Genomic DNA, 12,327 nt, shown 5'->3' with positions numbered 1-12,327 from the left:
TTCTGGCGCGGCACACGACGGCGTCAAGGATTAGCGGAAGCTAAATTAATATCGTTCTACCGCGAACTTGAAAACTTCCCTCCGGCCCTGATCCACCACGCGGAACCAATGAGCCTGCACGGTTCGGATCACGAACGGCCCTGCCGTGACCTTGTTCATGGCCTCCAATGCACTGGTTCCGTGGGCGACGTGTAGGGCCAGCAACTCATCGCCCTGCATTTCGTCGATATGGTACTTGGTGGTCATGGACTTCACCGCCGTGTTCTAACCCCAACTTCATCGACCAGTAGAGGTTCCTCACGGCTCGATTGCCCGCCAAAGTTCCGGAACTATTTTAGCAAAAGCTTATTTAGCTGCCGGCTTGTGTGAGTTCCGTGCATGCGTTTGAAGTTCGTCTCGCCCTTGATGCCGGCCCTTGTCGAGCAGCCTCCAGAAGGCGACGGCTGGATTCACGAGGTGAAGTTCGACGGCTACCGCTCGCAACTGATCATCGATGAGGACGGCACCAGGATCTACACGCGTAACGGTCACGACTGGACGGCCAAATATCGCGACCTGGTGAAAGAGGCGGCGAACATCGGCGCCGACAATGCGATCGTTGACGGTGAGATCATCGTTTTGAACGAGGCCGGCCTTTCCGACTTCGGCGAGCTGCGAAAGGCGAGCACCAGGCGGCAACACGACCTGTATTTCGTGGCCTTCGACCTTCTGCACCTCAACGGCCACGACCTTCGCGAAATGGCGCTGGAGGAGCGCCGCGAGATCCTGGCCAGCATGATCGAGCCCGGCGGGCGTATTCAGTTCAGCGAGCCATTGCCGGGCGAAGCGAAGGCCATCTTCCATCTGCTCGACCAGGCTGGGCTTGAGGGCATGGTTTCGAAGCGCAAGGATAGCAAATACCGCAGCGGTCCGTCGACGAGCTGGTTGAAGGCGAAATGCTACTCGGTCGACGAATACGAGCTGATTGGCGTGGAGCGCGAGGCTGGCAAGCCCGCCTTCGCCCTGATGGCCGAGCGTGGCACTGGGCGGTATGTCGGGAGCGCCTTCATCACCCTGAATCGCGAGATGCGCGAACGCCTTTGGGAACGCGTTCAGCAGCATGCAGGAGCGCCGCCGAAGGGGATGAAGCGGCCGGCGACGCAATGGGTCAAGCCAGGGCTGATCGGCAGTGTGAAGCATCTGCGGGGCGAGGAAGACCTCCGCCACGCTTCGTTGCAGGATTTCCGTGAGGAATGAGCACGCGAGGCAGCGATTTTGTCTACCATTGGATATCGGACCACTTATCCGACGATCCGATCAGTGACCACGTACTGCTGATCATTGAAATGGCTGTGGATGCGAAACGCGCGGCTGAAGCCCAAGGCATTCCCGGTCACGAGATCGACGAGGAAATTAGCACTATCTACGAATTCATCGTGCATGCGCTGCGCTGACCGCCCTCGCCGGAGCCTAAGCGGCAGGGCGAACCTATCGCCACATGAGCAGCGCGGAATCAACTTCCTGCATCAGTGGATAGCCGACAACGTGCCCGAGCCCAAATAGGATCGGTGCGGCCACCTACGGTTGGTTGGCGTCAGCTCGAGTTTAACTCGTGCCCTTAGGAACGAAGAAACACGTCCATCTGAATCTATAGTAGGCTTGGAACTTTGTATGGGGAATGATCACTCGATAGAACGTCATTAAACGCTCACAGAGATGGTAGTGGTCATCAAGGGAGGCTTGGGCGCGTTCCCTGGGGATAAACCACTCCGGCTCTTGTGGCTCATTGAGATAGCCAGGGCGGGGCAGGCGGACGTAATAGCCGTCTTTGGTCTCCCTCACGGCGCGAGAGTCTATCGGATGGCAATCTTTGTTGCCGCAGCAATCATACTGCAACACCGGGTCTTTTTTGCCGGTATACCAATCGTGGGCATCTGCGTCGCCGGCCAAGAGAAGCCATGCCAGCGCGATCCATCCCCGTGGCTGTTTCATGATACCCCTCGCTTTTGAGGGCAGGATATATTAGCTATATCTAATTGTCAGCCTTGAGCTCGGACACCGTCACCGAAGGTTACCCGACACGGTTCACTACGTAGGCAGGCCGCCCAGCACAGCAGGCGATGGGCGTCCCTGGTACGCGAGGCGCGGCTGTCGAAGGAGCTATAGGCCGTATCGATCAATATTATTATTGACTAAAGTAATGGAACGTTCAATGGACAAGACAGGAACCAAAACAGTCGCGCCCGACCTTAGTCTGCCAGGCGCAGGACTTTAGTCCTGCCATTTTATATTTAAGCACCGAAGTTAATGGGCTCGACATAGGGCCGCACCGCGTGGGATCAATAGCAGAATGAATTCGAGCAGCTATGGTGTGACCGGTGAAGGATCGCACTAGGCTTCCTCATCCTCTTCCCCCCAAAGTCGCCAGTGGGTAGGCTCTACATCCACGAAATGGCCGGTTATCGCGTCTCTCCAGCCGTCAACGGCGCGTCTGCAAGGGAACACGAGCGCGTGCACACCGTCTTCGTCCAGAACGGCCAGTTCCAGGCTATGAAAGAAGGGGGCATTGAGTATGGTCTGCCACATTGCAAAACGATGTGCTCTGTCGCCTCCGTCGGCTTTGATTTTACGCAAATCCTTAAACGCCCAACAGCGGCCGACGCGGACAATGTTACATTATCGCTGCGGGAACATTAGCTGTCTCTAATAGTTGATGCGAGCGGCAGGGTGGTGCCCTCCATCTCCTGCCGAAGATCGGTATCCGATCGGCCCGCGCTCTCTCCGCCAGAGGAGTGCGGGCTTTCGACGCTAAGCGGGCAGCGATGGTCGACAAGCCTGCAACGACATATGCGGTCGGGGAAGACTAATGAACTCGGGCAATATGCGTGAACCTGTCGTGACGCTTTGATGAACCCTTGAGCCCGCCGCCGGGGTTCGACGGCGGGCAGGCAAACGGCTGTAAATCCCTGCGAGGATCTCGGCCGCCCACCTATATTACAACTTGCTGATGTATGCGGTTGCGTCAAGAGCCTTTCCCTCATGGCTTGTGAGGACAGGGGACTTCAGTCTTAGTTGAGCGCGCACTAATATGCCTATAACTTAGGCATTGCGGGCCTATAACCCCGAGACCATACCCACCCGCAATGGCCCGACGTGCGCTTAGGTCCGCCGACCTTCATGGCGCGCGTCGGGCTGTTTCTATTGGAGCCAAAAATAGTAGAATAAGACAGGTACGGTTCGGCCTCCTGGGTAGGGGGCGAGATTTCCAAACCTTCAAATCCCTGACTTCTGCATCAGGTTGGCAACGCGCATGCCAAGCCTAGCGGTGATTTCGCCATTGTTGGCGGCGAAATCCCAACAGAAGAAGGCCCCCACGCAAAAAAGCAGAATGGAGAATCGCATTAGCGCAGTCTAATATATATGAATTGAACAAGCGTTAAGGCAGATGCGCCGTCTTGAGGCCCTGGGAAAAGATGACTGAAAAGCCGGCCACAGCACCAGCAAGCGATGCTTCAGGATGGCGTCAAGGATGAGGCCCAACCAGAAGAAGCGCTAAAGGGCTCGGCGCATTCGGCGACATATCCTGTGATAGATGGGCGAGCTTTGAAGGTCTCGGGCTGCGTGCGTGAACAGCAACACGACAAAGAGAACCACAACTGCTGACGCGAACCCGGTAACGAGAGCCATCCGCAAAAACGTCGCTGAGGACGGGATGTTCCCTTGAAAATGGCCGGCGCCCGTTGGGCAGGGGTTGGGGTAAAGGGCGCCGCGCGGCCACCACCTTTCAAGGTCGTTCTCCGCGCAATCGTAAAGCAATTTAGTCGCCCTGTTATGTCCCTCATGCCGGGGCGGCTGGCTCGCTGAGATTTCGTTGGGGTTATTCTCGGCGAGCCTACATCTCGCATTTTTCGATGATGCCTGCTTCACCGTCGGGAAGCTTGTGGCCCGGCTCCTTCCTAAAGCCTCACCCCAGCACCACCGCCATTCATCGGAATCCCGATTAGGACCCTAAAATGACCTGCCGGCGCGCATCATGGCCCGAGCGATTGCGAGCTGTGTTTCCGTCCTCGCGTTCTCTTTCTGAGTCATATTGTCCGCTGCGATCAGCCGCTTCAGTGACTGCAGAGTTTCGCCGCGCGACCATCCGGCCTCCAGCATGCAATCAACGATGGCCTGGAAGCCGGGCTCCATCGCCTCCTGGCAGTCGATGACTCGGTCTGGATAATCGTTCGCTTCTCTTGGTCGACTGATCATCTCACCCCCGCCAAATAGCTGTCGCCGTGTTCGCGATGTTCGAAACAGACCAATGTGATGATTGTCGGCTTTGCAAATCCGAACGGCGCGCGCTTGCCGCAAACGTCAAACTCGCAGACATGATTTTCGCTCCGAACACGTGCGAGCGGCGGTACGGGCAGGCCGTCAGTTTGTCGGGTGGGTTCCTCGCTCATGGCTAAAAGATTCCACAGGCCGTCTTGACGTTCAAGGAAAATATTCCTTTTCTGTTCTCATGGCGCATGAACCGATCGACACGCTGGGGAAGGCGACCCGGCATAACATGCTTGTGAAAGCGGAATGCAGCTGCGGCAACGTCCGCTACTGCCGATCTGCCGATCTGATGATGGTCTATGGCGGCGGTGTCGATCCGCTGAAGCTGAAGTTCGACTGCAACCGCTGCAAGCCGGATATAAGGATCACTCTGCTCGAGGTGCACCCAGAGCACCTGCCAAAGCGCCTCATGATCCACAAGCCGATGAAGGTCGACGGCAAGATCACCTGGTACACGGAACGGTTTCGTGGATAGCGAACGCCTCACGGTCCGATCCGCCTACCAGCGCGGCTGGCAGGTCGTCGAGAACAACCGCGCGATCGAAACCTTCGACAGCAAGGCCGAGGCCTTCAATTTTGTCCATGCCAGGGATGCCCGCGTCCAACTCACATGGGGGCGGACCGCCATCAGTGGAAAGGTGCTGCACTACGATTTTGGGGCGACTTATGGGGATACCTCAGTTGGCCGCATCATGAAGGAGATACATGGGCCGTCGGCGGGCACCTGGTCCTGGACGTGTTACGACGGCGGCGCTCGAGGGCGCAGCGATACCAAGGATGAGGCAGCGGCCGCTGTCGAGGTCGCCTACACGCGCCGCGTAGTCGGGGCGGATTTGGCTCGAAAGAGCTAGCTTCCCAAAGCTGAACGCTTCACGGGCCGAGGATAATTTCCACGCCTTCAATCGGCACATACCAACCGCAGGCTTTAAACAATGATTTTTCTTGCGACCCGGTAAACTTCTCTGGCCTCGGATCAGATCCCCAGACTTCGCAATGGTAAGGATTGCCCTCAACGGGATTGTATCCGATACGAAGCGAAACCCCTGCCGGCCGGAGCGTTTTGGCATGGACTATTCGCGTTGCTGCGCGGCGTGCGGGGAAAGCACGGGCGCGGTCATCGCTGTCGATTCGCCGAGCCACGCCTGAAACTTGCCGCCTTGGCAGATTTGGCCCGCTGCCGCTGGTGGCGGGCCTATTTGGTAATCGCTTCTAGGGAAGCGGCGACGGTGTTTCACTCAAGGTCCGCAGGTACGCGATAAGGTCTGCTCGCTGCTTCTCGTCCTGCAGACCCGGGAAAAGCATATCTGTTCCAGGCAAGGTGAGCGCGGGATTTGAGATAAACAAATTGAGCTCCTCGAAAGTCCAATCGCCGCCGGCGTCCTTGAGACTTGCCGAATACTCAACATCGCCTTGCGAAGCCTTCCGCCGCCCGACGATGCCCCACAGATTAGGCTTGGGATTCTTGATCCCGGGCGCTACAAGATGACAAGTCCCGCACGTCTTGCCGAAAAGTTCTTTGCCCGATTCAGCGTTTGCCGATGCAAGTCGTGGCGCAATAGGCGCGATGGCCGGTCGTCCGGCGCCATGGCTGCGTAAGTAGGCCACGACGTCGTCGTGACCGGCGAGCTTGGCCAGATGTATAGGTGGACTTCCGTTCGACGTCAGTGCGTTGACTTCTGCACCAGCGTCCACGAGGTGGACGACGCACGGAAGGCAGCCATTTTCTGCAGCCACGTGAAGCGGCGTCTGCGATTTCGCCAACTGATTTGGATCGGCTCCATTATCGAGCAACAGCTTCACGATGTCAGCGTGCCCACCCTTATTGGCGGCGTAGAGAGGCGTTCGTTGCCAACTGACGGGCAGGTTCACGTCCGCCCCGCGATCGATCAGAAGTTTCGCTATTTCGACATTTCCGCCTTCGCAAGCGATATAGAGCGCAGTAACACCATCAACTTCGTTGACAGCGGCGCCTTTGTCCAAGGCAGACGTTACCCCAACTAGGTCGCCACTTTTGACTAGATCTCCGAGGCTGCCTGCTTGGGCAGGTATGATGAAAAGCGAAAGGATCCACGAAGCTCCTTTCAGCCACACGCGTCGCTTGGTCATCGTCTCCTCCCTGATGCGTTTTTCGACTTCCGACAGGTCGCGGGCTGCCTGCGTGCGGTTTCCTTCGCGGAAAAGCGCCGAAGGTTGGTTATTGCCGCACAGACAGTGGCCTGGACAAACAGTGGCCTGCACAAAGACGAATTTTAGCAGATCCTTATATAGCGGCCAAGGAGCAGGTCGCAGTTGCTACGGCCCGGTGCCTCGGCTATCGGGGCGCACTCAGAGCGCCCCTAGATGGTGGACACTGCCGAAGACAATTTCCGGATCGAGGTTTGGGATCGGGAGGAGAAGACGCATCTCGAAACCATCTGTCGAACGCCGGACGCGGTGGTGAGCCAAGCGGCCTGGCACGCCGCCATCCGGCGCCGGCCAGGCATGCTGCTGATCCACTACAACAGCCGCCACGTTATGGAGAAGATCATTACCCCCGGCGAGGTGAAGGTTCCGCCGCAGACGATCATCGACGGCAGTATTCACGCCGGACTAGACGTCGCGCTGGGCGAGTTGCGCAGCTGGCACACGCTGTGTGCGTGGTGCACGACTTGCTCGCACCATGCCGAAGTGAAGCCCGAAGGTCTGATCCGGCGCTACGGCAAGGAAGCTCTGTTCAGCTCGGTGGAGCGCGCTCTTTTCTGCACGAGTTGCAAAAAGGGAGGACCGGTTCGGATGGAGATACACAGCATGCCGCGAAACTAAGGGTGATGACCGACCGCTCACGACCCGGCCTGCGGCGGGTGTTTCTTGTATCGAGCCTCGCGGAAGTCGAGCAAGTTCTGAAACACCTCCAGTTGCCTCGCGAAATTGCGCGCTAGATATCGAACCAGCTTGGGGTTGTTCAGCAGTCGGTCGAAATAGCTCGTAGCGGCGATCAGGTTTAGCATTTCTGAGCCGTGGGTGCTGGCAGCGCTCAGATAGTCATGGCTGACCTCGGCAATGTCGGCTTCCATGGCGGCCATTTGCGCAGGGGAAATACCCTCGTATCTTTTTCTGCGAGCCAAGGGATTGGTGAGTTGTGATCGTGGGGTGAGCTCGATCAAGAGCCTCGCTACTCGAAATTCCAAGCGGTTCATCGCGAGCATCAGCCGGACAATTTCAACCTGCCGGCCCGGCACGACCTCTCGTAACAAGCCGAAAATCTTCAAGGGGGCGCCGAAATCGTTCAGCATGTCGAGAGCTTCGAGGCAGATGCCTTCGACAAGCGGCTCGTCGACGCGCGGCAAGGAAATCTGCCGGTCTTCGCCGATACCTGCTTTCACCCCGGCCTCGGGCGAATTTTGCATCAAGATCGAAGGAGGCGTTGCGAAGCCATTCGATTGAAGCAATCCTTGAAATGCAGCGATGCGCAGGACATGACGAAAGGCATCGACGACGCTTTCCATCTGGTGTTTCACCGCGTCGGCTTCCCTGATGAATTCCTGCATATTGTCGACTTGGCGCCTGTAGGTCTTCAACAAACCGGAGACACGCAGCGGGTTCATCGGCGCCCGCGAATCTACCGTCAGCCGAATGGCATGCCGATTGTTTGTGACGAAGTCGCGAAGCCCGGCTTTCGTAGTTCTCATATATTTGCCGGCATTGGTTCTCGTCTCGCCATCTCAACCACAGGATCAAGCGAAGCGAAGAGGAAGGCATCAAGGCGCACGCCATTGTCGGCCTTGAGCATGTGAAGGGCAGACTGCGCTTCATGAGCGGGTGCGATCAGGAAGTCACGAACGGTCTGATTATCGGACTCCATCCTGATCAAAATCGTTACCTCTGGCCCGATGAGACCCCGCTTCCAGAACGGCCAGCGTGGAAAACCGGTGACGTTCATCCGATATTGCGCAGTCCAAATCGCCACGGAGAATTCATCATTGACACGCATAATCTTTGTTTGGGGATCGTACCGCGCTGAGCCACCGACCCCGTCGATGTCCGACATCAAGTTCTCGATTGTTTGCTGCCGAATCTGAATGAGCCGCCTTCTGATGTCGAGTTTCCGATAGTTCGCCGACCCGTCGTATCCGATCAACTGGTAGGCGGCGTTCATGCTTCCAAAGCGATGCGCGTAAATGCTGGCTGAATGACAGCCTGGAGCGGCATCAATGATTGGGCTCGACAGCCTTCCCCGTTCTTTCAAAAGCTTGGTCAGATCGGCCAGCAACTCTTCATCGGGTCTGAGGTAAGTGCGCGCCCGCCTGATAGCTTGCGCACGATCGAACAGCGCCCGGGGTACGAGCGGTTCGATGACGTTGTCGGCGCGAACAACTGCGCTTGGCGGATTTCTCAGCCGGTTTTGCAGAAGCCTGTGGGATATTCGGTTCCATACAATGTTGCCGACATATTTCTCGCTGGCCAGTATCGTGCCTACGCACGCTCCGGTCCAAGGCCGGCCAAACTCGGTGACCAGGCCGCGCGCGTTTAGAGCAGACGCAATTTCGACTGCCGTTTTTCCTTTCTTCACGAACTGGTTGAATATCCATCGGACGGTTGACACCTCATTTTCAGGCCCGGGGACGAGAACGACGCGGTCGCTGGCCAGGCCTTTTCGCTCATCACGGTGGAGGATTGCCTTGGGATTTCCAGAGCCGTCGACGAGAAGGCGCCTCAACCCATAGCCTGCAGGGCCGCCTCCGCTGAAACCCAGTTTGACTATTCGGCTTTGACCGGCAAAGACCCTATTCGACAGCATTCGGCTGTACTCCGCAGCCATGCTGCGCTTGATGGCCTTCAGAACATCGGACCCAATGCTCCCATCGTTGACGAATAGCTCAGCGCAGAATTCGATCCGCACTCCCGCTCTTTGGCATCGGTATTCATAAGAGGCGCTTTCATCAGTATTCTGAAAGCGTCCCCATCGGCTGACGTCATAGACCACGACAGTTTCGAAATCGGCCCGCCGGCTTTCGATATCTTCGATCAGCCGCTTCAAGCCCGGGCGCCCCAAGATGCTGAGCCCGCTTCGGCCTGGATCTTCATACGTGGCAACGATGTCGTAACCCATGACCTCTGCATAGTTACGGATCGCGTCCCTTTGATTGTCGATGGAGTAGATCTGCCTCTCCGTCGACATGCGCAGGTATTGAGCAGCGCGAGCCCTTCGCCTTTCAAATTCGGGGGGTGTGGTTGCTCTGTCCATCGCGCGGGCCATGGTACTCAGACCTGATAATAGGGGCCTGTACAGCCTGCGATTTGGTTAGGAAAACATGTCGAGTTTGCTTCGAATGCGAGCCGTCGGCCGCATCCAGATATATATATATCCGTGCGCAACTATATCGGCCGTTGAGATCAGCGGGTATGCCAGTCTCCTTTGCGCTTTGGAAACCATGGCTTTCAACTCATGGGAAACCCTGACTCACTTCGTGAGAGTGTGCGCCCCCGTTCCGCCGCAATGCGGCCTCACGGGACGATCGATAGGGATTTCAGACGTTTAAGGGAGACTTCACATGACCTTTCACAAAGCCATAGCCGCATTGCTGCTGACCGCCGCACTTGCCGGCTGCCAGTCGCAGACCGAAGGCCAGCAGCGGGCTACCACCGGCGCGCTCATCGGCGGCGCCGGTGGCGCACTCGTCGGCCAGGCGATCGGTGGCAACACCAAGAGCACGGTCATCGGCGCGGCGAGCGGCGCGCTGCTTGGCGCCGTCGTCGGTTCCGCCACTACGCCGCAGCGCCGCGGCGAAGAAATGTGCCGATACCAGGACCGCTACGGCCGCATCTACACCGCGCCCTGCGACGACCGCTACTACAACGGCAATTATTGAGAGGCCGCTGGCTCCTTCTTTGCGAAGGCCCAGACCATTAGCGGGTATTCCTCATCGTTGTTGAGGTCTCGCCACAAGCCGTAGGCGCGTACCGGGCCACCGATGTGAGCCCGGGCGCACGCCTTGTTGCCCCAGCCATGGACCTTCACGTTGGCTTCGGGGAAGCCGCCCTCGACCATCAGCTGCTTGAGGCCGGCGGGCGTCCACCTGTTGTAATCGTGCGGCCGGGCATGGACCCGGAACAGGAATGGTGTCGCCACCATCGCCCAGCCGCCGGGCCGGGTCATGGCATGGATGTTCTGGGCCGCCGCTAGCGGCCGCCGCACGTGTTCCAGCACCTGGTCGGCGATGACGATCGAATATTGTTCCTCCGTGCGGTCCTTGCAGATGTCGAAGGCCGGGAAATCGACCGAGCGATAGTTGGGGCACATCGCCCGCCAATAGCGGTTCCAGCCCGGCGAGATCTCGATGACGTCAGAGGCCTTGCGGTTGCCGGCTTCCAGAAAGACGGTGAACGCCTCGATCTGGCGGATACGCAGCCAGTTTCGGGAATCATAGCCAAGCAGGCGTTTGGCCATCTGTTTGCCGCGGTTTTTCAGGGTGCCGGCAAGGCTTGTCGTCATCAGATCGACCTCCTCCAAAGCCCGCCGTGAAAACAGCCTAGCCTAGGCAAATGGGCAAAAGATGACAGGACAGCCTATCTCTCTACGCGCGCCAGGGGATGATCGACCGCACGCACAACCGGGCGCGATAGCCTATTGAACAGTCATCTGTTTGCGCCATTCCCATGGGCGGTCGAACGCTCCAGCCCACAGGCCGCGCTTGGCGATCCTCGCGTCAGTCTCAGCCTTGGCATAGAAGCCAGCGCTGTATCTCGGCCAGTCGACCGCATAGCCCTTCCTGACAATCCATTCCCCGATATCGACGCCTCCTGCCGTGCAGACGGCCACCATGCGTCTGAACCGGTCGCGGTCGACCTCGATGCACGATATGGGGCGATGCGCCTCGAGGAAGTCGGCCAGGGCGAGAGACGCCCTTTGCCCGCAACGATATTTCTTGCCGGAGGCGTCAAGGCAGAGCTGCGCACTCTCAGGTGCGTCGATGCCGTTGAGGCGAATTCGCTGCCCGTGAATTTCGATTGTGTCTCCGTCAATGACGGAGGGAGCGCCCAGTTTATGTCTTGCGTCGAGGGGACGGTGAATATCACCCCGGCTAATACCCCGCTTATCGCCGAGGCTACACGAACCGGTTTCCAACAGATTTCCGATGCCATCAACCAGCCGAAGAGCCTCAGAGCTCTGGTGAAGCTGGATGAGCCAGGGCTCTACATTTGGATTGGATATCCGATTTGGAGCGGCGGCCTGACCAGCGTCGGTGTGGGCTTCGACCAAGGCGTCACCGTCGGAAGTATCAATCAGCAGTCCGCGATCAGCCTGACTGGCAGCGAGTTCGTGCAGGACCACGAGGTTTGCGTCGCGCGGAACGTCCCCGTCGGGCTGCACATGGTGACACTATCATCGAGTGCAGGGGCGGCCGCACTTGGCCTCAGCTACGTCCGGACGCGCCGATCGTCGGTCAAGAAGTCGTTCGGCAGAACTACGGTGACTGGCTTTGACCGGCACAAGGATCTTTCGGCGCCGATGGCCGAGCATCGAAAAGGCTGCCCGACATGCCGAGCCCGAAGAAAGGAAGCGACGCCGAGAAGCCGCAAGGGACACTGAAGCTCGCAAGGCCTCGAAAAAGTGGATTGCCGACGTCGGCGTCATCGCTATCCACTGCCAGCCGAGATTTGCCGCCGCTTGGTCGGCTGGTTGCGACAGCGCCAATACGGTATCGTCTTTTCATCCAAGTGACGGGTGAACTTGTTGAGCCATTGGACTTGATGGCTTCCTATCCAAACGCAATGCGTCGAGAAGGCAACTGCATTTGGGGTAGGTGGCGTTCGGCTACGCTCGCCGAGTTGGTTAGGACATGGCCCACACCCCATCGCCAGGAGCGGACGAACTTTTGCGCGGCAGGTGGCAGCCGGCGCTTGCCGAACTGAGGTCGCCCGTCGAAATGCCGGGAGCCTTGAGCGGAAAAATCCATGTCGCAAGCTTTAAGACGACTGGCTGACTTGCAGTCTGAACGAGACGGATCATATCGGGTGTTCGGTAACTGTCCGTGTTCACAT

Annotated in this window: 15 protein-coding genes; 6 read left to right on the top strand and 9 right to left on the bottom strand. The window is 58.1% G+C overall.

Translation table 11 applies throughout. The annotated features are described in order from the left end of the window. Positions 1–45 precede the first annotated feature (45 nt). Entirely contained in the window at positions 46–246 is a 201-nt protein-coding gene (locus tag ACLGL5_RS00680; RefSeq protein WP_494372728.1) for a hypothetical protein, read from the bottom strand. A 132-nt stretch (positions 247–378) separates the two neighbouring features. Here ACLGL5_RS00680 and ACLGL5_RS00675 point away from each other — a divergent pair, with 132 nt between their 5' ends. Continuing rightward, positions 379–1,236 (top strand): ATP-dependent DNA ligase, encoded by an 858-nt coding sequence (locus ACLGL5_RS00675; RefSeq protein WP_494372727.1) that lies wholly within the window; start codon positions 379–381, stop codon positions 1,234–1,236. Next, positions 1,233–1,433, top strand: a complete 201-nt coding sequence (locus tag ACLGL5_RS00670) for a DUF768 domain-containing protein (protein WP_010915370.1) — start codon at positions 1,233–1,235, stop codon at positions 1,431–1,433. The genes ACLGL5_RS00675 and ACLGL5_RS00670 overlap by 4 nt, the downstream gene beginning before the upstream one ends. A gap of 151 nt (positions 1,434–1,584) precedes the next feature. On the opposite strand, the gene ACLGL5_RS00665 is transcribed toward ACLGL5_RS00670, so the two are convergent. The 3 genes from ACLGL5_RS00665 to ACLGL5_RS00655 form a co-directional block, all read right to left on the bottom strand. Further along, on the bottom strand, positions 1,585–1,971 hold the full coding sequence (locus ACLGL5_RS00665; protein WP_494372726.1) for a hypothetical protein: 387 nt from the start codon (positions 1,969–1,971) through the stop codon (positions 1,585–1,587). Between the two features lie 2,016 nt (positions 1,972–3,987). Next, entirely contained in the window at positions 3,988–4,233 is a 246-nt protein-coding gene (locus ACLGL5_RS00660) for a hypothetical protein (protein WP_199201996.1), read from the bottom strand. Further along, positions 4,230–4,427 carry a hypothetical protein gene (locus ACLGL5_RS00655; protein WP_155249182.1) on the bottom strand — a complete coding sequence of 66 codons (198 nt, stop codon included), beginning with the start codon at positions 4,425–4,427 and terminating at the stop codon, positions 4,230–4,232. Before ACLGL5_RS00655 ends, ACLGL5_RS00660 begins: the two co-directional genes overlap by 4 nt. Positions 4,428–4,534: 107 nt before the next feature. Here ACLGL5_RS00655 and ACLGL5_RS00650 point away from each other — a divergent pair, with 107 nt between their 5' ends. Continuing rightward, positions 4,535–4,780 (top strand): hypothetical protein, encoded by a 246-nt coding sequence (locus tag ACLGL5_RS00650; RefSeq protein ID WP_223217978.1) that lies wholly within the window; start codon positions 4,535–4,537, stop codon positions 4,778–4,780. Beyond that, the gene (locus ACLGL5_RS00645; protein ID WP_019863664.1) at positions 4,773–5,156 is read left to right on the top strand and encodes a hypothetical protein; all 384 of its coding nucleotides are present in this window, start codon (positions 4,773–4,775) and stop codon (positions 5,154–5,156) included. Before ACLGL5_RS00650 ends, ACLGL5_RS00645 begins: the two co-directional genes overlap by 8 nt. Before the next feature lie 358 nt (positions 5,157–5,514). On the opposite strand, the gene ACLGL5_RS00640 is transcribed toward ACLGL5_RS00645, so the two are convergent. Further along, on the bottom strand, positions 5,515–6,411 hold the full coding sequence (locus ACLGL5_RS00640) for an ankyrin repeat domain-containing protein (protein WP_080643894.1): 897 nt from the start codon (positions 6,409–6,411) through the stop codon (positions 5,515–5,517). Positions 6,412–6,645: 234 nt separating this feature from the next. On the opposite strand from ACLGL5_RS00640, the gene ACLGL5_RS00635 reads away from it, so the two are divergent. Next, positions 6,646–7,107, top strand: coding sequence for a hypothetical protein (locus tag ACLGL5_RS00635; RefSeq protein WP_494372725.1), 462 nt, complete (start codon positions 6,646–6,648; stop codon positions 7,105–7,107). A gap of 17 nt (positions 7,108–7,124) precedes the next feature. On the opposite strand, the gene ACLGL5_RS00630 is transcribed toward ACLGL5_RS00635, so the two are convergent. Beyond that, complete coding sequence (locus ACLGL5_RS00630; RefSeq protein ID WP_494372724.1) at positions 7,125–7,889, bottom strand: plasmid partitioning protein RepB C-terminal domain-containing protein; 765 nt, start codon at positions 7,887–7,889, stop codon at positions 7,125–7,127. 80 nt (positions 7,890–7,969) lie between these two features. Next, the gene (locus ACLGL5_RS00625; RefSeq protein WP_494372723.1) at positions 7,970–9,541 is read right to left on the bottom strand and encodes a recombinase family protein; all 1,572 of its coding nucleotides are present in this window, start codon (positions 9,539–9,541) and stop codon (positions 7,970–7,972) included. Positions 9,542–9,836: 295 nt separating this feature from the next. On the opposite strand from ACLGL5_RS00625, the gene ACLGL5_RS00620 reads away from it, so the two are divergent. Beyond that, positions 9,837–10,154, top strand: coding sequence for a YMGG-like glycine zipper-containing protein (locus ACLGL5_RS00620; protein WP_019863671.1), 318 nt, complete (start codon positions 9,837–9,839; stop codon positions 10,152–10,154). Here ACLGL5_RS00620 and ACLGL5_RS00615 read toward each other — a convergent pair. Further along, positions 10,148–10,777, bottom strand: a complete 630-nt coding sequence (locus tag ACLGL5_RS00615) for a class I SAM-dependent methyltransferase (RefSeq protein ID WP_032921586.1) — start codon at positions 10,775–10,777, stop codon at positions 10,148–10,150. The genes ACLGL5_RS00620 and ACLGL5_RS00615 overlap by 7 nt on opposite strands. Before the next feature lie 132 nt (positions 10,778–10,909). Further along, positions 10,910–11,617: a thermonuclease family protein gene (locus tag ACLGL5_RS00610; RefSeq protein ID WP_494372722.1), complete on the bottom strand. Its 708-nt coding sequence runs from the start codon at positions 11,615–11,617 to the stop codon at positions 10,910–10,912. Positions 11,618–12,327: the final 710 nt, after the last annotated feature.

This window comes from Mesorhizobium sp. U510 (assembly GCF_059180695.1).
This window is presented reverse-complemented; position numbering and strand designations above follow the sequence as displayed.